General features: G+C 62.1%; 23 protein-coding genes. 11 read left to right on the forward strand and 12 right to left on the reverse strand.

The genetic code is table 11. The features are described from left to right. Positions 1-239 precede the first annotated feature (239 nt). A complete protein-coding gene (locus H096_RS25035) occupies positions 240-1,286 on the reverse strand; it encodes an ornithine cyclodeaminase (protein ID WP_033902023.1) in 1,047 nt (348 codons plus the stop codon). A 16-nt stretch (positions 1,287-1,302) separates the two neighbouring features. After that, complete coding sequence (locus tag H096_RS25040) at positions 1,303-2,229, reverse strand: arginine deiminase-related protein (RefSeq protein WP_033902024.1); 927 nt, start codon at positions 2,227-2,229, stop codon at positions 1,303-1,305. 196 nt (positions 2,230-2,425) lie between these two features. Between H096_RS25040 and H096_RS33610 the strand changes: the two genes are divergently transcribed. Beyond that, positions 2,426-3,316, forward strand: coding sequence for a GNAT family acetyltransferase (locus tag H096_RS33610; RefSeq protein ID WP_082461830.1), 891 nt, complete (start codon positions 2,426-2,428; stop codon positions 3,314-3,316). Between the two features lie 34 nt (positions 3,317-3,350). Here H096_RS33610 and H096_RS25055 read toward each other — a convergent pair whose 3' ends face one another. The 5 genes from H096_RS25055 to H096_RS25075 all read right to left on the reverse strand — a co-directional run bounded on the left by H096_RS25055 (position 3,351) and on the right by H096_RS25075 (position 9,391). Further along, on the reverse strand, positions 3,351-4,370 hold the full coding sequence (locus H096_RS25055) for a branched-chain amino acid aminotransferase (protein ID WP_033902025.1): 1,020 nt from the start codon (positions 4,368-4,370) through the stop codon (positions 3,351-3,353). Positions 4,371-4,452: 82 nt separating this feature from the next. Next, positions 4,453-5,832: a dihydrolipoyl dehydrogenase gene (lpdA, locus tag H096_RS25060; protein ID WP_033902026.1), complete on the reverse strand. Its 1,380-nt coding sequence runs from the start codon at positions 5,830-5,832 to the stop codon at positions 4,453-4,455. Between the two features lie 3 nt (positions 5,833-5,835). Further along, the gene (locus H096_RS25065) at positions 5,836-7,095 is read right to left on the reverse strand and encodes a dihydrolipoamide acetyltransferase family protein (RefSeq protein ID WP_033902027.1); all 1,260 of its coding nucleotides are present in this window, start codon (positions 7,093-7,095) and stop codon (positions 5,836-5,838) included. Continuing rightward, complete coding sequence (locus tag H096_RS25070; protein WP_016978112.1) at positions 7,096-8,154, reverse strand: alpha-ketoacid dehydrogenase subunit beta; 1,059 nt, start codon at positions 8,152-8,154, stop codon at positions 7,096-7,098. A gap of 1 nt (position 8,155) precedes the next feature. Next, positions 8,156-9,391, reverse strand: a complete 1,236-nt coding sequence (locus H096_RS25075) for a 3-methyl-2-oxobutanoate dehydrogenase (2-methylpropanoyl-transferring) subunit alpha (protein WP_033902028.1) — start codon at positions 9,389-9,391, stop codon at positions 8,156-8,158. A gap of 195 nt (positions 9,392-9,586) precedes the next feature. Between H096_RS25075 and bkdR the strand changes: the two genes are divergently transcribed. Further along, a complete protein-coding gene (bkdR, locus tag H096_RS25080; protein ID WP_010209335.1) occupies positions 9,587-10,072 on the forward strand; it encodes a Bkd operon transcriptional regulator BkdR in 486 nt (161 codons plus the stop codon). Here the strand turns inward: bkdR and H096_RS25085 are convergent. After that, positions 10,069-10,932 (reverse strand): MBL fold metallo-hydrolase, encoded by an 864-nt coding sequence (locus tag H096_RS25085; protein ID WP_033902029.1) that lies wholly within the window; start codon positions 10,930-10,932, stop codon positions 10,069-10,071. The genes bkdR and H096_RS25085 overlap by 4 nt on opposite strands. A gap of 94 nt (positions 10,933-11,026) precedes the next feature. Here H096_RS25085 and H096_RS25090 point away from each other — a divergent pair, with 94 nt between their 5' ends. From H096_RS25090 to H096_RS25100, 3 genes are read left to right on the forward strand one after another with little or no spacing between them, the layout of a single operon-like run. Then, positions 11,027-11,362 carry a metalloregulator ArsR/SmtB family transcription factor gene (locus tag H096_RS25090; protein WP_005789341.1) on the forward strand — a complete coding sequence of 112 codons (336 nt, stop codon included), beginning with the start codon at positions 11,027-11,029 and terminating at the stop codon, positions 11,360-11,362. A gap of 50 nt (positions 11,363-11,412) precedes the next feature. Next, positions 11,413-12,657, forward strand: coding sequence for an FAD/NAD(P)-binding oxidoreductase (locus H096_RS25095; RefSeq protein WP_033902030.1), 1,245 nt, complete (start codon positions 11,413-11,415; stop codon positions 12,655-12,657). Further along, positions 12,658-13,464, forward strand: a complete 807-nt coding sequence (locus H096_RS25100; RefSeq protein ID WP_033902031.1) for a sulfite exporter TauE/SafE family protein — start codon at positions 12,658-12,660, stop codon at positions 13,462-13,464. It abuts the gene before it with no gap. 32 nt (positions 13,465-13,496) lie between these two features. Here H096_RS25100 and H096_RS25105 read toward each other — a convergent pair whose 3' ends face one another. Further along, entirely contained in the window at positions 13,497-14,144 is a 648-nt protein-coding gene (locus H096_RS25105; RefSeq protein WP_033902032.1) for a DUF480 domain-containing protein, read from the reverse strand. 115 nt (positions 14,145-14,259) lie between these two features. On the opposite strand from H096_RS25105, the gene H096_RS25110 reads away from it, so the two are divergent. Further along, on the forward strand, positions 14,260-14,769 hold the full coding sequence (locus H096_RS25110) for a DUF1993 domain-containing protein (RefSeq protein WP_033902033.1): 510 nt from the start codon (positions 14,260-14,262) through the stop codon (positions 14,767-14,769). Between the two features lie 69 nt (positions 14,770-14,838). On the opposite strand, the gene sstT is transcribed toward H096_RS25110, so the two are convergent. Then, the gene (sstT, locus tag H096_RS25115; protein WP_033902034.1) at positions 14,839-16,059 is read right to left on the reverse strand and encodes a serine/threonine transporter SstT; all 1,221 of its coding nucleotides are present in this window, start codon (positions 16,057-16,059) and stop codon (positions 14,839-14,841) included. A gap of 228 nt (positions 16,060-16,287) precedes the next feature. Between sstT and H096_RS25120 the strand changes: the two genes are divergently transcribed. After that, the gene (locus H096_RS25120) at positions 16,288-17,445 is read left to right on the forward strand and encodes an MFS transporter (protein ID WP_033902035.1); all 1,158 of its coding nucleotides are present in this window, start codon (positions 16,288-16,290) and stop codon (positions 17,443-17,445) included. Between the two features lie 4 nt (positions 17,446-17,449). Here the strand turns inward: H096_RS25120 and nhaR are convergent, their stop codons facing one another. Further along, positions 17,450-18,352, reverse strand: coding sequence for a transcriptional activator NhaR (nhaR, locus tag H096_RS25125; RefSeq protein WP_020372645.1), 903 nt, complete (start codon positions 18,350-18,352; stop codon positions 17,450-17,452). Positions 18,353-18,486: 134 nt separating this feature from the next. Between nhaR and H096_RS25130 the strand changes: the two genes are divergently transcribed. The 4 genes from H096_RS25130 (at position 18,487) to mnmH (ending at position 21,766) form a co-directional block, all read left to right on the forward strand. Then, a complete protein-coding gene (locus H096_RS25130; RefSeq protein WP_033902036.1) occupies positions 18,487-18,738 on the forward strand; it encodes a hypothetical protein in 252 nt (83 codons plus the stop codon). A 43-nt stretch (positions 18,739-18,781) separates the two neighbouring features. Further along, on the forward strand, positions 18,782-19,534 hold the full coding sequence (locus tag H096_RS25135; protein ID WP_010211333.1) for a TerC family protein: 753 nt from the start codon (positions 18,782-18,784) through the stop codon (positions 19,532-19,534). A gap of 94 nt (positions 19,535-19,628) precedes the next feature. Next, positions 19,629-20,663 (forward strand): selenide, water dikinase SelD, encoded by a 1,035-nt coding sequence (gene selD / locus H096_RS25140; RefSeq protein WP_033902037.1) that lies wholly within the window; start codon positions 19,629-19,631, stop codon positions 20,661-20,663. Continuing rightward, entirely contained in the window at positions 20,663-21,766 is a 1,104-nt protein-coding gene (gene mnmH, locus H096_RS25145; RefSeq protein ID WP_033902038.1) for a tRNA 2-selenouridine(34) synthase MnmH, read from the forward strand. The genes selD and mnmH overlap by 1 nt, the downstream gene beginning before the upstream one ends. On the opposite strand, the gene H096_RS25150 is transcribed toward mnmH, so the two are convergent. After that, a complete protein-coding gene (locus H096_RS25150; RefSeq protein ID WP_033902040.1) occupies positions 21,756-22,811 on the reverse strand; it encodes a permease in 1,056 nt (351 codons plus the stop codon). The genes mnmH and H096_RS25150 overlap by 11 nt on opposite strands. Between the last annotated feature and the right edge of the window lie 39 nt (positions 22,812-22,850).

Below are 22,850 nucleotides of genomic sequence, written 5' to 3' on the forward strand. Positions count from 1 at the left end.
TCCCTATATTTTGTAATTGATGTCAGGGCAGTAATCGAGTTGAAACAAATCGTTCTTATTGGTGGGAGAGAATGCTCCAAGGTGGTGCGTTTTTTGTGTCGTTTACCCCTCACATAAAGCGCGAATTGCGCTGTTAAAACCGACAATGCAGCGGAATCGGCTGAGTCACCCGCTGAATCGGCTTTTCACTAGGGTGAATCTGGCCCGCTCTCAGCTCAAAGCGGCAGGCCAGAGCGTTCTCAGGCGCGCTTTTTCTGCTGTAGCCGAGGCTGCTGGGCCAGGCGAGCGAACAGGTCTTTCGGGTCGGCCAGGTCCGGCACCAACTCAAGATCGCTGCCTACATCCAGGGCCTTGGCCACGTCCAGCACATAACGCAGGGCCGAGTAGTCTTCGATGGCAAAACCCACCGAGTCGAACAGAGTGACCTGGCGCGCATTTTCGCGGCCGGGCTGTTGGCCGTTGATCACTTGCCACAGTTCGGTGACGGGCGAGTCTTCCGGCATGTGCTGGATTTCACCTTCGATGCGGCTTTGCGGCTCGTACTCGACGATTACGCGCGCGCGCTCGACGATACGTCGGTCCAGCTCGGTCTTGCCGGGGCAGTCGCCGCCGACGGCGTTGAGGTGCATGCCGGGCTCGATCATCTCGTCCGTCAGGATGGTGGCGTAGGCCTTATCGGCGGTGACGGTGGTGACGATGTCCGCGCCTTTCACCGCTTCGGCGACGCTGCCGGCCAGGATCACCTTGATCGCCGGGAACGCCTTGAGGTTGGCCGCCAGCTTGGCGGTGGCCTTGGCGTCGATATCGAACAGGCGGATCTCATTGATGCCGAGCATGGCGTGGAAGGCCAGGGCCTGGAACTCGCTCTGGGAGCCGTTGCCGATCAGCGCCATGCTGCGACTGTTGTCGCGGGCCAGGTAGCGGGCGACCAACGCCGAGGTGGCGGCGGTGCGAATCGCGGTGGTCAGGGTCATTTCCGCCAACAGCACCGGCAGACCGGTGTCCACATCGCCCAGAGCGCCGAAGGCCATCACGGTGAGCATGCCGGCCAGGGTGTTTTTCGGGTGGCCGTTGACGTATTTGAACGCGTACAGCGACGCGTCGGACACCGGCATCAGCTCGATCACGCCGTCCGGCGAGTGGTTGGCCAGGCGCGCGCATTTTTCGAAATCCTGCCAGCGCAGGTAGTCGGCACGGATGTACTCGGCCATCTCAGTGATGCAGGTTTGCAGGCCTTTTTGCGAGACCAAGTAGCAGAGGTCGTTGACGTCGATATAGCGGGTCATGGCAAGACTCCTTGAGTTATTGGACGGTGGCGCGGGCGGGCAGGTGCACTTCCGCCAGCATGCAGCGGGCACTGCCGCCGCCGATGCGTTCGATGTTGTCGATGTTCACCACCACCGGGCGCGTATGGCGTTCCACATGCACGCGCTGCGCGGGTTGCAGGGCGCCCCAGGCGCTGGCCGACATCACCAGCAGTGGTTGGCCGTCGCGGTCATGCACTTCGAGCATGTTGCCGGCGAAGGCCTCCAACTGGTCGAAGTCGAGGGCGAGGATGTCTTTGCCGGTGTCGCGCAGGGAGCGTTCCAGGGCCTGGCGTTCGCTGGCGTCCGGCAGGGCTTGCAGGCACACCACCGAGAGGTCGCGGCCAACGCTCATCATCACGTTGCTGTGGTAGATCGGCGCGTGATGGCGGTCGACGGCGTGGAACACGCAGAGTTGGTAGTCGAGTCGCTCGGCGAACTGGCGCAGGGCGTCGTGGTGGGTGCGCCCGGAATGGCAGGCGTAGCTGATGCGATGCTGGCGGTCGAGCACCATGCTGCCGGTGCCTTCGAGGAAGATGTTCTGTTGTTCGAGGTGGCTGAGGTCGATGGTGTCCTTGACTGTAAATCGTTGTTCCAACACGTGCAGCACGCCTTTGTTGCGCTCCAGTCGTCGGTTCTGGCCTTCCATCGGGTAAAGCACCAGGCTGCCGTCGGCGTGGCTGCTCCACCAGTTATTGGGGAAGATCGAATCGGGCGTGTGGGGCGCCGGCGTGTCTTGCACCACCAGTACTTCGACGCCGTGTTGGCGCAGGGTGTCGACATAGCCGTCGAATTCTTCCAGCGCTTTCTGCTGTGCGCTGAGCGGGTCGAGGGGCTGGCGTTGGAAGCGGTTGTTGATCGCGGTATCCGGGTTGAAGGCAAAGCGCGCCGGGCGAATCATCAAGACGGTATTGGTGGTTTGCATGGGTGCACGAATCCATGGGGTTGAGCTGTGGGGCTATTTTGTGCGGTATGGCGGATGAATCCCGGCTGAAACCTAAGGGCGGCTCAGCCGGGAAAGCTGAAGAGTGGGGTAGGGCAGCCGAATCGGCTGTTCGGGCGGGCGCAGGTCAAAATTGGTATTGTGCGGGTTGTTAAAACGCCGTCAGCCAGGAGGAATCATGTCTACCGCCGTTCGTCTCGCCCAGGCAGCCGATGCCGAAGGGATCAGCCAGGTCATCCTGGCGGCCTTGCACAGCAGCAATGCGCGGGATTACCCGGCGGATGTAATTGCGCGGGTGGCGAGTAACTTCACGCCGGATGCCGTGTTGGCCTTGCTCAAGCGCCGCCTGGTGCTGGTGGCCATTCAAGATCAAGTGATCGTCGCCACCGCCGCCCTCGACGCCAACGTGGTGCGCTCGGTGTTCGTCAACCCGGCGCTGCAAGGGCAAGGCATTGGCCGGCTGCTAATGATCGAGATCGAGTTGCGCGCCCGTGAGGCTGGGGTGACGGTATTGAGCGTGCCGTCCTCACTGACGGCCGAGCCGTTCTACACCAAGCTGGGGTTTAACACCGTGCGTGATGTTTACCACGGCAATGAACGTACGTTGGTGATGGAAAAGGCGCTGCTGTCCCGGCATCCCATCGGGCCTTACCGCGACCGTCAGCATCGGACGCAAGTGGTTGGGTTATGGCAGCAGGCCTTTGGTTATGACACTGCCCATAACGTACCCACCCTGGCGATCGATAAGAAACTGGCCGTCAACGATGGGTTGTTCTTCGTGGCCACGGATAAAAAGACGGTGATCGGAACGATTCTGGCCGGCTACGACGGCCACCGTGGCTGGCTGTATTCGGTGGCGGTGCACGCCGACTATCGGCGCCATGGCTTGGGGTCTTCACTGGTGCGTCATGCGGAACAGGCATTGACCGCCTTGGGTTGTATGAAGATCAACCTGCAGATCACTGGCGGCAATGATGCGGTGGTAGGGTTCTACGAGGCGTTGGGGTATGGGGTGGAGCCGAGGATCAGCATGGGCAAGAAGATCACGGTGAATATCCCGGAACAATAAAAAACCCGCCATCTGGCGGGTTTTTCCGGGTTGCTTAGACCTTGACGATCCAGCCTTGCGGCGCTTCAACGTCACCGGTCTGCACACCGGTCAGCTCTTTGTAGAGCTTCTGGGTGATCGGGCCGACTTCGGTCTCGCTGTGGAATACGTGCAGCTTGCCGTTGTACTGGATGCCGCCGATCGGCGAGATCACCGCAGCCGTACCGCAGGCGCCGGCTTCCTTGAACTGGTCCAGTTTGTCGATGAACACTTCGCCCTCGACCACGTCCAGGCCCAGGCGGGTCTTGGCCAGTTCGATCAGCGACAGGCGGGTGATGCCTGGCAGCACCGAAGGCGACTTCGGCGTGATGAACTGGTTGTCGTGGGTGATCCCGAAGAAGTTCGCCGAGCCGACTTCTTCGATTTTCGAATGGGTCATCGGGTCCAGGTAGATCGCGTCGGCAAAACCGGCTTTCTTCGCTTCGGAACCTGGCATCAGGCTGGCGGCGTAGTTGCCACCGACCTTGGCGGCACCGGTGCCTTGTGGCGCGGCGCGGTCGAAGGTGGAGATCTGGAAGTTGTGCGGCACCAGGCCGCCTTTGAAGTAGGCGCCGACCGGGATGCAGAACACGGAGAAGATGAACTCCGGCGCGGTACGCACGCCGATGTTGTCACCGGTGCCGATCACGAACGGGCGCAGGTACAGCGCGCCGCCGCTGCCGTACGGCGGGATGAAATGTTCGTTGGCCTTGACCACTTGTTTGCAGGCATCGATGAACACGTCGGTCGGCACATGCGGCATCAGCAGGCGCGCGCAGCTGCGTTGCATGCGGGCGGCGTTCTGGTCCGGGCGGAACAGGTTGATCGAACCGTCCTTGCAGCGGTAGGCCTTGAGGCCTTCAAAGCATTGCTGGCCGTAGTGCAGGGCGGTGGAGCCCTCGCTGATGTGCAGCACGTTGTCGTCGGTCAGGGTGCCTTCTTGCCATTCGCCGTTTTTCCAGACCTGGAGAAACCGCTTGTCGGTCTTGATGTAGTCAAAACCCAGCTTGTCCCAATTGATGCTTTCGTTACCCATGACACCCTCTATCGTTGGTCAAGTCGGTTTTTTTCTGGATGGGCGCAACAATACTTCATTAGCCGGTGCCTTAGCACCCCCTTCAAAGGTGCAACGCATGCCCCAGCGCCCGCAGCGCGGCTTCCTGCACCGCTTCACCAAGGGTCGGATGAGCGTGGATGGTGCCCGCCACGTCCTCCAGGCGCGAACCCATTTCCATACTCAGGCCAAAGGCGGTGGACAGCTCGGAGACACCCACCCCCACGGCCTGCCAGCCGACGATCAGGTGGTTGTCACGCCGCGCCACCACCCGTACGAAGCCGGTTTTCGACTCCAGGGTCATCGCCCGGCCATTGGCCGCGAACGGGAAGCTTGAGACGATGCAGTCCAATCCGGCGGCCTTGGCTTCGTCCGGGGTCTTGCCGACCACCACCAGTTCCGGGTCGGTGAAGCACACCGCCGGGATCGCGGCCGGGTTGAATTCGCGGGACTTGCCGCTGATCAGTTCGGCGACCATTTCGCCCTGGGCCATGGCGCGGTGCGCGAGCATTGGCTCGCCACTCAGGTCGCCGATGGCATACACGTTGCGCATGCTGGTCTGGCAGCGGCTGTCGATTTTGATCGCCGAGCCGTTCATCTCCAGGTTCAACGCTTCAAGGTTCCAACCCTGGGTGTTGGGTTTGCGACCGACGGCGACCAGCACCTGGTCGGTTGCCAACGACAGGGTGTCGCCATTCGGGTCGCGTACTTGCAGGCTGCCATCGGCAAAACCGGTGACGCTGTGCTTGAGGTACAGCTTCACGCCCAGTTGCTTGAGGGATTCGTTCACCGGCTGCGTCAGCTCCGCGTCATAGGCCGGCAGGATCCGATCCTGCGCCTCGACCACACTGACCTCGGCGCCGAGCTTACGGTAGGCGATGCCCAGTTCCAGGCCGATATAACCGCCGCCTACCACGATCAGGCGCTTGGGCACGCTTTTCGGTGCAAGGGCTTCGGTGGAGGAGATGATCGGCCCGCCAATCGGCAGCATCGGCAGGTTGACGCTTTTCGAACCGGTGGCCAGCAGCAAGTGCTCGCACCGGATGCGCTGGTCGCCGACGTCAACGGTTTTGCCGTCCACCACCTTGGCCCAACCGTGGATCACTTGCACCTTGTGCTTCTTCAGCAAGGCGGCGACGCCCGTGGTCAGGCGATCCACGATGCCATCTTTCCATTCCACGCTTTTGCGGATATCCAGGGTCGGCACATCCACTTCAATGCCCAGTTGCGAACCCTGGCTGTGGTGGATGGTTTGCTGGAACTGCTCGGCCACATGGATCAACGCCTTGGACGGGATGCAGCCGATATTCAGGCAGGTGCCGCCGAGTGACTGGCCTTCCACCAGAAGTGTCGGGATGCCCAACTGGCCAGCACGGATCGCCGCCACGTAACCGCCAGGGCCGCCACCGATGATCAGCAGCGTGGTATTCAATGTCTGCGTCATGCCTTACTCCAGGAACAGGCTGGCGGGTTGTTCGAGCAGGCCGCGAATGGCCTGGATGAATTGCGCCGCGTCCATGCCATCGACCACGCGGTGATCGAAGGAGCTGGAGAGGTTCATCATCTTGCGCACCACGATCTGGCCCTTGATCACCATCGGCCGTTCAACGATACGGTTGACGCCAACGATGGCCACTTCCGGCAAGTTCAGCACCGGCGTGCTGACGATGCCACCCAAGGCACCCAGGCTGGTCAGGGTGATCGTCGAGCCCGACAGCTCGTCGCGGCTGGCCTTGCCATTGCGTGCAGCCGTGGCCAAGCGCGCGATTTCTTCGGCATTGCCCCACAGGCTGCGGGCTTCGGCGTGACGCACCACCGGCACCATCAGGCCAACGTCGCTCTGGGTGGCGACGCCCACATGCACCGCGCCGAGGCGGGTGATGACCTGGGCTTCGTCGTCGTAGCGCGCGTTGATCTGCGGGAAGTCACGCAGTGCCACCACCATGGCGCGCACGATGAACGGCAGCAGGGTCAGCTTGCCGCGCGTAGCGCCGTGTTTCTCGTTGAGGTGCACGCGCAGCTCGTCGAGGGCGGTGACGTCGATCTCTTCCACATAGCTGAAATGCGCGGCGCGCCGGGTGGCGTCCTGCATGCGCTGGGCGATCTTGCGGCGCATGCCGATCACCGGGATCTGTTCTTCGGTGTGGCGTTCGGCGTAGGGGTTGGCGGCTGTAGAGTTTTTCGCCGGACCCTGGAGCAAGTAAGCCTCCAGATCTTCGTGCAGAATCCGGCCCGCCGGGCCAGAGCCCTGCACCAGACGCAGTTGGATCCCGGCGTCCAATGCATGCTTGCGCACAGCAGGGGAGGCCAATGGGCGTTCGTCGGCTTCACGTGCCACAGGCGCCTGGGCTGCGATAACCGGTGCCGGTTTGCTTTCAAACGCCGCCGGCGCAGGCTTGGCCTCAACCACAGGCGCGGCCTTCGGCGCTTCCTTCACGGCGGGCGCTTCCTTGGCGTTGCCGGCGCCTTCCACTTCAATGCTGATCAGAATACTGCCCACGGCCATGACTTCGCCCGGCTCACCGCCGAGGGAAATCACCTTGCCGTGCACCGGCGAAGGAATATCCACCATCGCCTTGTCGGTCATCACATCCGCCAGCACCTGGTCTTCCACGACCATGTCGCCGACCTTCACATGCCACACCGACAGTTCAACTTCCGCGATGCCTTCGCCAATGTCCGGCATCTTGATTACGTGCGTGCCCATTCAGACCTCCATGACCCGTTTCAACGCCGCGCCCACTCGGGACGGCCCTGGGAAATACGCCCACTCTTGCGCGTGCGGGTAGGGGGTGTCCCAACCGGTGACGCGTTCGATCGGCGCTTCCAGGTGGTGGAAGCAATGTTCTTGCACCAGCGACACCAACTCGGCACCAAAACCGCAGGTGCGGGTGGCTTCATGCACCACCACGCAACGGCCAGTCTTCTTCACGGATTTGACGATGGTTTCCAGGTCCAGCGGCCACAGGCTGCGCAGGTCGATGACTTCGGCGTCAATGCCGGTTTCTTCGGCGGCAACTTGCGACACATACACGGTGGTGCCGTAGGTCAGCACCGTCACGGCCGAACCCGGGCGCACGATGGCGGCCACGTCCAGCGGCACGGTGTAATAACCGTCCGGTACTTGGGCTTGCGGGTGTTTCGACCACGGGGTCACCGGGCGGTCGTGATGGCCATCGAATGGGCCGTTGTACAGGCGTTTGGGTTCGAGGAAGATCACCGGGTCATCGTTTTCGATGGAGGCGATCAGCAGCCCTTTCGCGTCATAGGGGTTCGACGGCATGACCGTACGCAGGCCGCAGACCTGGGTGAACACCGCTTCGATACTCTGGCTGTGGGTCTGCCCGCCGTAGATGCCGCCGCCGCACGGCATGCGCATGGTCAGTGGCGCGGTGAACTGGCCGGCCGAGCGGTAACGCAGGCGCGCCGCTTCGGAAATGATCTGGTCGGTGGCGGGGTAGACGTAGTCGGCGAACTGGATCTCGGCCACCGGACGCAGGCCGTAGGCGCCCATGCCCACGGCCACGCCGATAATGCCGCTCTCGGAGATCGGCGCGTCGAACACGCGCGAGCTGCCGTACTTGGTCTGCAAGCCTTCGGTGCAACGGAACACGCCGCCGAAATAACCGACGTCCTGGCCAAACACCACCACGTTGTCGTCACGTTCGAGCATCACATCCATGGCCGAGCGCAGGGCCTGGATCATGGTCATGGTGGTGGTGGTCATGGCGGTTTCCACTTCAATGCTGTTGTTGTGATCGTTCATGTCAGACCCCCAACTCTTGACGCTGGCGCTTCAAATGCTCCGGCATCTCTTTGTAGACGTCTTCGAACATGGTCGCGGCGCTTGGAATCTGGCCACCGGCCAGGGTGCCGTACTGTTCGGCTTCTTTCTGGGCCTTGACCACTTCTGCTTCAAGTTCTGCGCTGACCGCCGCGTGTTCCTCTTCGGACCACTGGCCAATCTTGATCAGGTGCTGCTTGAGGCGGGCAATCGGGTCGCCCAGGGGGAAGTGGCTCCAGTCGTCGGCGGGACGGTATTTGGACGGATCATCCGAAGTGGAATGCGGGCCGGCGCGGTAAGTGACCCATTCGATCAGCGTCGGGCCCAGGTTGCGGCGCGCACGCTCGGCGGCCCAGGCGGAGGCGGCGTACACCGCGATAAAGTCGTTGCCGTCCACGCGCAGGGAGGCGATGCCGCAACCGACGCCGCGTCCGGCGAAGGTGGTGGCTTCACCGCCGGCAATCGCCTGGAAGGTGGAGATGGCCCACTGGTTGTTGACCACGTTGAGGATCACTGGCGCCCGGTACACGTGGGCGAAGGTGAGGGCGGTGTGGAAGTCGGATTCGGCGGTGGCGCCGTCGCCGATCCAGGCCGAGGCAATCTTGGTATCGCCCTTGATCGCGGAGGCCATGCCCCAGCCCACGCCCTGTACGAATTGGGTGGCGAGGTTGCCGGAAATGGTAAAGAAACCGGCGTCTTTCACCGAGTACATGATCGGCAACTGGCGGCCCTTGAGCGGATCACGCTCGTTGGACAGCAGTTGGCAGATCAGGTCCACCAGCGGCACTTCGCGGGCCATCAGGATGCTTTGCTGGCGGTAGGTGGGGAAGCACATGTCGTCGATGTTCAAGGCCAGGGCCTGGGCGCTGCCGATGGCTTCTTCGCCAAGGCTTTGCATGTAGAACGACATTTTTTTCTGACGCTGGGCGACCACCATGCGGTTGTCGAAAATGCGCGTCTTGAGCATGGCGCGCATGCCTTTGCGCAGGATCTCGACCGGGACGCCTTCGGCCCACGGGCCGAGGGCCTGGCCCTGGTCGTCGAGCACGCGGATCAGGCCCTTGGCCAGGTCGGCGGTGTCGGCGGGTTCTACGTCGATGGCGGGTTTGCGCACTAGACCTGCGTCAGTCAGGCGCAGGTAGGTGAAGTCGGTTTTGCAGCCTGGGCGGCCCGAGGGTTCAGGGACGTGCAGGCGCAGCGGTTCATACTGCTGGGTCATGGCTTTCTACGCTCTATCTTGTGAATTTCTTGTAGTGGGCGCGCTAGCTGACAGTCAGCCTCCGGATAGGAGAAATCTTGTCCTACAACAATCATAGGCGGGGCGTAGAAGAATATTTATCTGTGTTTCATTGCGCTCAGGATCATTTGCGGATAAAAAAACTGCATAAACATAATAAACAGGTGATTTTGTCTCATGCGCAAACTGGACCGTACCGATATCGGCATTCTCAACGCCCTGCAGGAGAACGCCCGCATCACCAACGCCGACCTGGCCCGCTCGGTGAACCTGTCGCCCACGCCGTGTTTCAACCGGGTGAAAGCGATGGAAGAGCTGGGCTTGATCCGTGACCAGGTCACGCTGCTCGACGCTGATTTGCTGGGGCTGCACGTCAACGTGTTCATCCACGTGAGCCTGGAAAAGCAGAATGAACTGGCATTGCAGCAGTTCGAAGGCGCGATCTCCGACCGGCCTGAGGTGATGGAGTGTTACCTGATGGCCGGCGACCCGGACTACCTGATCCGGGTGCTGGTGCCGACGATCCAGTCGCTGGAGCGTTTCATGATGGACTTTTTGACCAAGGTGCCGGGGGTGGCGAACATCCGGTCGAGCTTCGCCCTCAAGCAAGTGCGCTATAAAACCGCATTGCCGCTACCGGCCAACGGCATCAACCTGGGTTAGAGGCGGTTGACCGGAATCTTCAGGTACACCACCCCGTTGTCCTCCGCCGGCGGCATATTCCCCGCCCGCACATTCACCTGGATCGCTGGCAGCAACAGCGTCGGCATCCCCAGCCCTGCGTCGCGCGTGGTGCGCATCTCGACAAACGTGGCTTCATCCACGCCGTCATGCACATGGATATTTCCGGCGCGCTGCTCGGCCACCGTGGTCCGGCATTTTGCCTCACGGCCTTCGGGCGGGTAGTCGTGGCAGACGTACAGTTCGGTTTCCAACGCAAAGGCCAGCAACTTGCGCATCGACGCATACAACTGCCGCGCATCGCCGCCGGGGAAATCACAGCGCGCCGTGCCGACATCCGGCATGAACAGCGTGTCGCCCACCAGGATCAACCGGTCGTCGATCAGGTAGGCCATGTCCGCCGGGGTATGCCCAGGCACATGCAGGGCCTGGGCCTTGATCGTGCCGATGTGAAACACCTCATCCGGCGCAAACAGATGATCGAACTGCGAGCCATCCACGCGAAATTCCGGCTCCAGGTTGAACAGGTTCTTGAACACGCCCTGTACTTTGCTGATGGACTGCCCGATGGCGATCTTGCCGCCCAAGGTGCGGCGCAGGTAAGGCGCGGCGGATAAGTGATCAGCGTGGGCGTGGGTTTCCAGCAACCATTGCACCTGCAAGCTGTGCTCGCGCACGAAGGCGATGACCTTGTCGGCCTGCCGCGTGTCGGTGCGCCCCGAGGCCGGGTCGTAGTTGAGCACTGAATCGACGATGGCGCAGGGGCCGCCATCGGCTTCATAAACGACGTAGGTGTAGGTCGACGATGCCTCGTCCAGAAAGGCTTGGATCAGCGCTGGCATGGCGGTTGTCCCGGATGAAGAAAAAAGTAGTTACAATCAGTTTACGTTTTCACATAATGTTTTGAGCTTAAGTGACAAAAAGGACCCGAGGCAAATGGAATCTACTCTGAGTGAGGGCGAAGTCGCCCAGTTGCGCGCATCGGCGTCCAAGGCTTGTTCCTTGCTCAAGGCCCTGGCCAATGAGGACCGTTTGTTGATCCTGTGCCAGTTGACCCAGGGCGAGCGCAATGTCGGCGAGCTGGAAGCCCTGACCGGCGTGCGCCAGCCCACGCTGTCACAACAGTTGGGCATTTTGCGCGACGAAGGGTTGGTCGCCACCCGTCGGGAAGGTAAATACATCTTCTACGGGCTGGCCAGCCACGAAGTGATTCAAGTAATGAAGACCCTGTCCGGGCTGTACTGCGGCGCGGTCATAAAAAGCTGGGCGTGACGCCATCCGGCAGCGACCCTTGTGTGCATGTATGACAAAGGCGATAGACCATGACCGACCAACACTGGGGCCCAACCATCAGTGGCGACATCGTAGTCATCGGCGGCGGCTCGGCGGGCATTGGCCTGCTGGCCAGCCTGCTCAAGCGCGACCCGCACCTGAACATCATCCTGATCGAACCGAGCGACCACCACTGCTACCAGCCCGCCTGGACGTTGGTGGGCGGCGGCGCCTATGACCTGAAAAAGACCCGCCGCCCGCTGGCGGATGTATTGCCCAATGGCGTCACCTGGGTGCAGGCCGCCGTCACCGAAGTACTGCCCGACGAGCAGACCCTGATCCTCGACAGCGGCCAGCGTGTCAGTTGGCAAAACCTGATTGTCTGCCCCGGCCTGCGCCTGGCGTGGGAGAAGGTCGAAGGCCTGCAAGACACCCTCGGCAAGCATGGCGTCACGTCCAACTACAGCTACCAGCACGCCGCCTACACCTGGCAGTTGGTGCAGCAACTCAAGGGCGGCAAGGCGATCTTTACCCAGCCGGCCATGCCGATCAAATGCGCGGGCGCGCCGCAAAAGGCCCTGTATTTGTCCTGCGATCACTGGCTCAAGCAAGGCGTGCTGAAAAACATCGACGTCGAATTCAACCTGGCCGGTGCCGCGCTGTTCGGCGTGGCGACCTTCGTGCCGCCGTTGATGAAATACGTGGAGAAGTACAACGCTCGCCTGGCGTTCAACGCCAATCTGGTGAAAGTCGATGGTCCGGCACGCAAGGCCTGGTTCGAAGTGAAGGACGCCGAAGGCACTGCGCGTGTTGAAGAAAAATCCTTCGACCTGTTGCACGTTGTCCCACCGCAAGTCTCCCCGGATTTCATCCGCCAAAGCCCGCTGGCCGACGCCGCCGGTTGGTGCGAAGTGAACCCCCACAGCCTGCAACACCTGCGTTACCCGCACGTCTTCGGCCTGGGTGATGTGTGCGGCACCACCAACGCCAAGACTGCCGCGGCGGTGCGCAAGCAGATCGTGGTGGTCGCTGAAAACCTGCTGGCCCTGCGCAAACAGGCGCCGCTGCCGCTCAAGTACGATGGCTACGGTTCCTGCCCGCTGACGGTGGAGAAGGGCAAGGTGGTGCTGGCCGAGTTCGGCTACGGCGGCAAGTTGCTGCCGACCTTTCCCCTGGACCCGACCCAGGCGCGGCGTTCTATGTGGTTCCTCAAGGCCACCTTGCTGCCGTGGTTCTACTGGAACGGCATGCTCAAGGGCCGCGAGTGGCTGACCCGCCTGAGCAAGGTGGACTGAATGCTGCTGGCCAGTGTGTTGGGATTATTGATGGGCCTGGTCATGGGCCTGACCGGCGCGGGCGGCGGCATCCTCGGGGTGCCGGCGCTGGTGTTGGGGTTGGGCCTGAGCATGACCCAGGCCGCGCCGGTGTCGCTGCTCGCCGTCGGCGCGGCAGCAGCCGTGGGAGCGATCGACGGTTTGCGTCATGGCCTGGTGCGTTACCGCGCTGCGCTGCTGATCGCTTTGCTCGGCGCGCTTTTTTCGCCAGTGGGGGTGTTTCTCGCCCACCAACTGCCGGAAGCGTTGCTGATGGGACTGTTCAGTGGCTTGATGGTGTTGGTGGCCTGGCGCATGTTGCAGCGTGAAAAGCGCGAGGCCGGGCCGAGTGACCATGGCACGGCGTCCTGGGGCCAGAAGAACTGCATGCTCAATCAGCAGACCGGGCGCTTCGCCTGGACCGCCAAATGCAGCGCGACCCTAGCCGCCCTCGGTGCGGTGACCGGTGCAGTGTCCGGCCTGCTGGGCGTTGGCGGTGGCTTTCTGATCGTGCCGGCGTTCAAGCAACTCACCGATGTGCAGATGCGCGGCATCGTCGCCACGTCCTTGATGGTAATCAGCCTGCTCTCGCTGGTCGGCGTGGCCGGTGCATTCCATGCCGGTGTGCGCATCGAGTCGGTGGGCTGGGTGTTTATCGGCGCAAGCATCGTCGGCATGCTCGCCGGCCGACGCCTGTGCTCGGTGATTCCCGCCCGTATCTTGCAAGTGGGGTTTGCCAGCCTGTGTGTACTGGTGGCCATTGGAATGCTAGTTAACGCCTTGCGCTGAAACGGTGGCGAGGGCGCTTGCTGCGCAGCACCTCAGCCCTGTTCCAACTGGGCCAGGCGCTCTTCGAGCGCTGCAATGCGCGCTTCCAGTTCTTCGATCCGGTCCGTCGAAACGCCCGCCCCGCGTTCCACTGGGCTACCCCGTGCCGCGAGGATCGTCTCGATGTCCGCCGGATCGCCCAGCGCATGGGTGTAGCGGTCTTCGCGCTGCCCGGCCTGGCGCGGCACCAGCAACGCCAGCCCGCGGGCAATCAAGCGCTCCAGTTGATGCACCACCTGCTCGGCGTCTTCGAAGTCATGCATGCGTCTGCTGCGGGTCAACAGTTCATTGACCGTCTGCGGCCCACGCAGGAACAACAGCCCGGTGAGGATCACCTGGGCCGGCACCAGCTCCAGCGCCTTGTCTACGCGATGTTCCCAGCGATCGGCACGGCTGCCCATCACCAGGCGGGTAAAGCCCTGGCCTTCCAGCGCACGCAGGCTCTGACCGACCTGGCCCTGGCTGAGGTTCATCACCGGCTCGCGGCTGGTCTTCTGGTTGCAGGCCAGGACCAGGGCATTGAGGGTCAGGGGATAGGTTTCGGGGTTGGTCGCCTGTTTCTCGATCAGGCAGCCCAGGATGCGGATTTCCGTGCTGTTCAGGCGCGGCTCAGGGGTCTCGGTGTCGTGCTCGGCGGTCATCGCGCTTTCCCTATGCAGTGAAGTGCCTAGCGTAAGCCGGAAAAAATAAAAGACAAGCGGCGGGCATGGCTATAATCGCCGCTGGTTCAAACCGTGACATTACCTAGAGACTGCCATGACTATTTCCCTGTACGCCGCCTCCATCCCCGTCTTCAAGCAAATGCTCACCGCCCTGAGCGGTGTGCTGGCCAAGGCCGAAGCCCACGCTACCGCCAAGAACATCGAGCCGAACGCCTTGCTGCAAGCACGCCTGTTCCCGGACATGTTCCAACTGGTGCGCCAGGTGCAGATCGCTGTCGACTTCGCCAAGGGCGTTTCCGCACGCCTGGCCGAGATCGAAGTGCCGAAATATGAAGATACCGAAGTCACCTTTGCCGACCTGCAAGCGCTGATCGCCAAGGTGTTGGCCTTTGTTGACACCATCAAACCCGAGCAGGTCGACGGCAAGGAAGGCATCGAGATCGTCACTCGCCCAGGCACGCCGAAAGAGAAGCGCTTCAGCGGCCAGTCCTACCTGCTGACCTACGGCCTGCCGCAGTTCTTCTTCCACGTCACCACCGCTTACGCGCTGCTGCGCCACAACGGTGTGGAAGTGGGCAAGCGTGATTACATGGGCGCTTTCTAAGCCTCCAGTCATAAAAAAGCCCGGGGTCGTTCTTCAGTGAACGACTCCGGGCTTTTTTGTGGCGGGCGGTTAAGCCGGCTGCTCTTCCTTGCCCAGGCAAGCGGCAGCGGTGAACAGCACATCGGTGGACGAATTCAGCGCGGTTTCCGCCGAATCCTGCAGCACGCCAATGATGAAACCCACGGCGACGACTTGCATGGCGATCTCGCTGGGAATGCCAAACAGGCTGCACGCCAATGGGATCAATAGCAGCGAACCGCCCGCCACGCCGGAAGCACCGCAGGCGCAGACGGCCGCGACCACGCTGAGCAGCACGGCGGTGGGCAGGTCGACGGCGATACCCAAGGTGTGTACGGCGGCCAGGGTCAACACGGTAATGGTGATCGCGGCGCCGGCCATATTGATGGTGGCACCGAGCGGGATCGACACCGAGTAGGTGTCCTCATGCAGGCCCAGGCGTTTGCTCAAGGCCAGGTTGACCGGGATGTTCGCCGCCGAACTGCGGGTGAAGAACGCGGTGATCCCACTTTCGCGCAGGCACATCAGCACCAACGGGTAAGGATTGCGGCGCAGTTTCCAGAACACGATGGCCGGGTTGACTACCAGCGCCACGAACAGCATGCAGCCGATTAGCACCACCAGCAGGTGGGCGTAGCCGAGCAGGGCGCCGAAGCCGGAAGTGGCCAGGGTCGAAGCCACCAGGCCGAAAATGCCCAGCGGCGCAAAGCGAATCACCACACGCACGATCAGGGTGACGCCGTTGGACAGGTCGTCGAGCACGGTGCGCGTGGTCTCGCCGGCATGGCGAATGGCTACGCCCATGCCGATGGCCCAGGCCAGGATGCCGATGAAGTTGGCATTCATCAGTGCGCTGACCGGGTTATCCACCACACTCAACAGCAGGCTTTGCAGCACTTCACCAATGCCGCCGGGCGCGGTCACCGTTGCGTCATGGGTTGCCAGCACCAGTGAGGAGGGGAACCACATGCTCGCAATCACCGCGACCACGGCGGCGGCAAAGGTGCCCAGCAGGTAGAGGAACAGGATCGGCTTGATATGGGTTTCCTGGCCGTGCTTATGGTTGGCGATCGACGCCATCACCAGCACAAACACCAAAATCGGCGCCACGGCCTTGAGCGCGGCGACGAACACCTTGCCGATAAACCCGGTGGCCTTGGCCGCCTCGGGCAACAGCAAGGCGAGCAGGATGCCGGCGATCAGGCCGATGACGATTTGCGTGACCAGGCTGACGCGGGCCAGTCGTTGCAGGAGGGAAGGGGCAGCAGTCATAAACACTTGTCTCTAGTTTTTGGAGGCACGGCGGCACAGGCAGAAAGGGCTGTAGGACGCGGATCGCGAAGTCTAGCACGCTGTAGGAAATGTCCTCGGCGGTGCGGCATTGCGTCACCCGCCCGCCCCAGTCTTTGCAAAATCCTGTTAACATTCCGTCCTCTCATCTTTCCTATCCTTCAGCGCGCCCTTTGGGTTGTCGTTGATGTCGTCGTTCCTGGAGTTTTCATGTTGTTTCCCATCCTGCTGCTGTCGGCCGCCGGTTTTACCGTGCTGACCACGGAGTTCGTCATCGTCGGCTTGCTGCCGTCCATTGCCCGGGACCTGAATGTGAGTGTGTCCCAGGCCGGGCTGTTGGTGACCTTGTTCGCGTTTACCGTGGCGGCCTTTGGGCCGTTTCTGACAGCCTACTGCGCGCGTTTCCCACGCAAGCGGCTGTTTATCAGCATCCTGATCATGTTCGGCGTGGCCAATACCGTGGCGGCGCTGGCACCGAATATCTGGGTGATGGCCGTGGCGCGGTTGATCCCGGCCCTGGGCTTGCCGGTGTTCTGGGCCTTGGCCAGCGAAACGGCGGTGGACATCGTCGGCCCCGAATTCGCCGGGCGTGCCATCGAGAAGATCGGCTTCGGCATCGTCTGCGCCACGGTCTTCGGCATTCCGGTGGGCACGCTGATTTCCGATATGTTCGGCTGGCGCAGCGCGTTTGCCATCCTCGCGGTAGTGGCCTTGGCCAAGGCCTTGCTGCTGTTTATCTACCTGCCGGTGACCCAGCCGAAGAACGCTGAAGTGACGCTGCGCTCGCAGTTCAAGATCCTGCGCAACCCATTGATGCAGGGCCATATCCTGCTGTCGATCCTGGTGTTCAGCGGCATGTTCACGGCGTACACCTATTTGGCGGATATTCTCGAGCGCCTGGCCGGTTTCGACGGTACGTTGGTGGGCTGGTGCCTGATGGGCTTCGGTGCGGTCGGGCTGATTGGCAATTCGTTGGGCGGGCGTGCGGTGGATCGCCACCCGTTGATCGCGTCGATGGTGTTTTGCGGCTTCATGATTGCGGGCATGGTGGCACTGGTGCCGGCGATCCATTCCACCCTTGGCCTGGCGGCGGCGATGGCCGTGTGGGGCGTGACCCAGGCGGCGATGTTTCTGGTCAGCCATGTGCGCTTGATGAAGGCTGCGCCCCACGCGCCGGCATTTGCCGCGTCGCTGAACATCGCCGGGGCCAACCTGGGGATTGGCCTGGGCGCCCTCGTGGGCGGCCATGTGATCGACACCCTTGGCCTGGGCAGCCTGGGTTTTGCCGCTTCCGGGTTTATCCTGGTGTCGATCCTGCTGGCCTTGTGGCTGATGACCGCCAAGCAACCGGTCGCCTCCCAGGCCTGAGCCGTCAGGGCAGGGTGGTGAACAACTCGCGCCTGGCACCTTCGGTAATCGCCACGATGCCGGGGTGCTTGACCTTGCGCTCCACCGAGATCGCGTAGAAAGACTCGGTCACCGCCACGGTCTGGCCAATCAGCGCCACGCCGTACTGGCGCACCACCTCATCGGCAATCACGCTGGGGGCGATAAAAATCCCGCTGCCAGATTGGCCGAAGGCCTGCATCAAGGCGCTGTCGTCGAACTCACCGATGATCTTCGGCTGGATCTGCTGTTCGGCAAACCAGCGCTGCAAACGGCTGCGCACCACGGTTTCCGCGCCTGGAATCAACAGCGGCGCGCCGTGCAGGCACTGTGGGAAATCTCCGCCGTAGGCGTCAGCCAACGCCTGGGTGGCGAAAAAACTGATGCCACATTCCCCCAACTTCTGGCTGTAGCCCTTGATGTCCAGGTGCGTAGGCATGGGGCTGTCGGAAATCACCAGGTCCAGGCGCTGGATGGCCAAGTCGGCCAGCAGGCGTTCGAGTTTGTCTTCGCGGCAGGTGATGCGGATCGGCTCGCTCAACTCCATGGTCGGCGCGATCAGCCGGTAAACGATGGACTTGGGCACCACATCCGCCACGCCGACGCGGAACAGAATCTGCTGTTCATCGGGCTGCGCGCGTAGCATGGCCTCCAATTCATTGCCGGTCTGGAACATCTGCTCGGCATAGGGCAGGGCCTGGCGCCCGGCTTCAGTCAACTCCAATTGGCGGCCGACGCGCTGAAACAGCGCGATACCAAAGGTTTGCTCCAACAGGCTGATCTGCCCGCTGATGGTCTGGGGCGTGAGGTTAAGCTGCTCACACGCACGCACGATGCTGCCGGTCTTGGCCACCACCCAGAAGTAGTGCAGTTGTCGATAATTGAGCATACTGGCCGTCACTTCGTAAAAATCGAAGTATACGCGAGAAAAATACGAATTTTCCTGAACTGTTCATCTGCATAGAATGCCTCGCTATCGCGGGGCCACTATTTGGACCCAATGGTTCTAACGAGGAAGACATCATGAAACTCAATTCCCTGGGCGCGGCATCGTTGCTTGCGCTTTCATTGGTAGTGATCAGCGGCTGCGATCAGGTCGAGAAAAGCGCGCAGCAGGTGCTGGGCAAAGCCACTGAATCGGCCAAGCAAGCCATCGATGACACCCACAAGGCCGCCGAGCAGGCATTGAGTGAAGCGACCAACGGCCTGATCAACCCGCAGAAAAAGGATGATCAGGAAGACAAAGAAAGCGAATCTTCTAGCAAAGAAGCCTAATTTCCCCGCACTTTTTATTCACGAAGAACGTCAGGACTGACCTATGGATTACCTTTTACAACTGGCCGCCAGCCCCACCGCCTGGGTTGCCCTGGCGACCTTGATCGTCATGGAGATCGTGCTCGGTATCGATAACCTGATCTTCATCTCGATCCTCACCAACAAGCTGCCGGAGCAGCATCGGGCCAAGGCTCGACGCATCGGTATCAGCATGGCGTTGGTGTTGCGTCTGGGTCTGTTGAGCACCATCGCGTTCATCGTGCAGTTGACCGCGCCGGTGTTCGAAGTGTTTGGCCAGGCGTTCTCGTGGAAGGACATGATCCTGATCGCCGGTGGCCTGTTCCTGGTGTGGAAGGCAACCACCGAGATCCATCACAGCATGGACCCGGAGCCGGAAGAGAAGGAAACCAGCGCCGGCAACGTCGTGGCCATCGGTTTTGCCGCGGCCATTGGCCAGATCCTGTTGCTCGACCTGGTGTTCTCCATCGACAGCATCATCACCGCCGTGGGCATGACCGAGCACTTGCCGATCATGATCATCGCCGTCGTGACCTCGGTGATCGTGATGCTGGTGGCGGCCGAGCCGTTGGCCAAGTTCATCAACGACAACCCGACCGTGGTGATGTTGGCCCTGGGCTTCCTGATCATGATCGGTATGACGTTGATCGCCGAAGGCTTCGGCGCCCATGTGCCTAAAGGTTACGTGTATGCGGCCATGGCGTTCTCGGCGGCGATCGAATGTTTGAACATTGCCCGCCGTAACCGCCACAAGCGTTTGCTTGCTGCCCGGCAATAACGGCTGAAACCAAAAGGCCGGCTGTACTCACAAGAGTCCAGCCGGCCTTTTGCTGTCTGTTAGAATTCGCGCACTTGATAGCGTGAGGTCCTACATGAACGAGCCGATTCGTCTTACCCAGTACAGTCACGGCGCGGGGTGTGGCTGCAAGATATCGCCCCAGGTATTGGAGGTGATCCTTGCCGGCAGCGGCGCACAGCACCTCGACCCCAAGCTGTGGGTGGGCAACGCTTCACGCGACGATGCGGCGGTGTACGCCATTGACGATGAGCGCGGCGTGGTGTCCACCACCGACTTTTTCATGCCGATTGTCGATGACCCCTTCGATTTCGGCCGGATTGCCGCCACCAACGCCATCAGCGACATCTACGCCATGGGTGGCGATCCGTTGATGGCCATCGCCATTCTGGGGTGGCCGGTGAATGTGCTGGCGCCGGAGATTGCCCGCGAGGTGATCCGTGGCGGCCGTTCCGTGTGCGACGAAGCCGGTATTCCCCTGGCGGGCGGCCACTCGATCGACGCCCCGGAGCCGATCTTCGGGCTGGCAGTGACCGGCCTCGTGCAAAAGCGCCATATGAAGCGCAACGACACCGCCACCGCCGGCTGCCGGCTATACCTGACCAAGCCGCTGGGCATCGGCATCCTCACCACCGCCGAGAAGAAGGGCAAATTGCGCGAAGCGGATATCGGCCTGGCCCGGGACTGGATGTGCACCCTGAACAAGCCCGGCAGCCGTTTTGGCAAGTTGACGGGGGTGAAGGCGATGACCGATGTCACCGGTTTCGGGCTGTTGGGCCACTTGGTGGAAATGGCCGATGGCAGCGGCCTGACGGCGCGCATCGAATACAGCAATGTCCCACGCTTGGCCGGGATCGAAGACTACCTGGATCAGGGCTGCATGCCCGGTGGCACCTTGCGCAACTTCGACAGCTATTCAAGCAAGCTCGGACGTCTTCAGGAATTGCACAAGCGTGTGCTGTGCGACCCGCAGACCAGCGGCGGCCTGTTGATCGCCGTCACGCCAGACGGCGACGCTGAATTCCACAGGGTGGCGGCTGAGCTGGGCCTGGTCCTGAAACCTATCGGCGAACTGGTCGAGCGACAGACCCACGCGGTTGAGGTGATTTGATGGCGACTGATATCACCGACTACCGCGACATCTTTCTCAACGACCGGCCGATGATGGATACCCGTGCGCCGGTCGAGTTCGTCAAGGGCGCCTTTCCAGGCGTGGTCAATCTGCCGCTGATGACCGATGACGAACGCCAGCGCGTTGGCACTTGCTACAAACAGCAAGGCCAGCAGGCGGCCATTGTGCTCGGGCATGAACTGGTGTCCGGCGCAATCAAGGCCGAGCGCATCGAACACTGGGCACGTTTCGCCCAGGCCAACCCCGATGGCTACCTCTACTGTTTCCGTGGCGGGCTGCGTTCGCAGATCGTGCAGCAATGGCTGAAGACCGAGGCGGGTGTTGAGTACCCGCGTGTGGGCGGCGGCTACAAGGCCATGCGCACCTTTTTGCTGGAGACCGTTGAGCAGGCTGCGGCCCAGTGTGATTTTGTGTTGCTCGGCGGCATGACCGGCACCGGCAAGACCGAGGTGCTCGGTCAATTGCGCAATGCCCTGGACCTGGAAGGCCACGCCAACCATCGTGGTTCCAGCTTCGGCAAGCGCGCCACGGCGCAACCGTCCACTATCGATTTTGAAAACCGCCTGGCGGTGGATGTGCTGAAGAAACGCGCGGCCGGCATCGGGCAGTTCGTGGTTGAGGATGAAAGCCGCATGATCGGCAGTTGCGCGTTGCCACTGCCGTTGCACAAGGGTATGCAGACGTTCCCGATGGTGTGGTTGGAAGACCGCGTGGAAGGCCGGGTCGAGCGGATCCTGCGCGATTACGTCGTGGACTTGTGTGCGGAATTCGTCGAGGTGTTTGGCGAGCGCGGCCAGACGTTGTTCGCCGAGCGCCTGACTCAGAGCCTGGCCAATATCCACAAGCGCCTGGGCGGTGAGCGTTACCAGCGGTTGCAGGCGATTCTGCAGGACGCCCTGGCGGAACAGGCCCGCAGCGGTGCCGTAGACCTGCACCGGGCCTGGATCGAAGGGCTTTTGCGGGAGTATTACGACCCGATGTACGCCTTCCAACGTGAAAGCAAAGGCGCACGTATCGAATTTGCGGGCGAGCAGGGCGCCGTGGTGGCGTACCTGCGCGAGCGCGCCCAGGCTAAAGGATAGCGGCGCCGATCAAGCCGCAGGCGACCCCGACCAGCATCGTCAGCCCGGCCACCGTCACCAGTACCCGCGTATCGAAATCCTTGCGCAGCATCAGCAGCGACGGCAGGCTCACGCTGGGCAGGGTCATCAGCAAGGCCACGGCCGGGCCGGTGCCCATGCCCAGGGCCATCATGGTTTGTACGATAGGGATCTCTGCGGCGGTGGGAATCACGAACAACGTGCCGACAATCGCCAGCGGCACCAGCCACACCAGGCTGTTGGTCATGGCGCCATCCACATGGGGAAACAGCCAGACCCGCGCCGCGCCCAGTATCAATACTGCCAGGATGTAGATCGGAATCGTGCTCCAGAACAGCTGCCACAAGGTGCGCAGCCAGCGACTCAAGAACGGTTGCGACTCCACGACGCTGGCTTCGGCCACCGCATCCAGCGCTGCTTCCGGCACCTGCTCCGGACCGGCAATACGTTGCGCCACCAGCGACACTCCGACGACCAGCACAATGCCCGCCACCAGCCGGAGCGCGGTGAAGCCCCAGCCCAGCACAAAGCCCATGAACACCAGGGTCGCCGGGTTGAGCACCGGGTTGGCGATCCAGAACGCCAACGCCGCGCCCACCGATACCCGCTGGCGGCGCATGCCCGCCGCGACAGGTGCCGCGCAGCAGCTGCACATCATGCCCGGCAGGGCGAATAGCCCGCCGCGTAACGTCGAGCCGAGCCCGGCACGTCCGAACAAACGCAGCAGCCAATCCCGTGGAACCAGCACTTGCAGGAGCGAGCCGAGGATCACCGCCAGCACGGCGGCTTTCCAGATCGCCAGGAAATACACCTGGGCGTAGGCCAGAGCGGCGGCCAGGGGCGCGCTTTGCTGGTCGTTGAGGATCGACCCGCCGATGCTGTGGCTATCCGCGGCGACAAAAGCCTTGAGGTAGTAGGGCGACCACTTTACGTAGTAGAGCCCGACGCAGGCGACCAGCAGGAACAGCGCAGGCTTCCACCAGAACGCCCAGCCACGGCCGGGCTGGGAAGGGGTGAGGTTGGGCATGGTGATGATCCGCAGATGAGTCGAGAGCGGCGCATCATA

This window comes from Pseudomonas sp. FH1 (genome assembly GCF_000510895.2).
In the GTDB taxonomy this organism is placed as follows: domain Bacteria; phylum Pseudomonadota; class Gammaproteobacteria; order Pseudomonadales; family Pseudomonadaceae; genus Aquipseudomonas; species Aquipseudomonas azotoformans_A.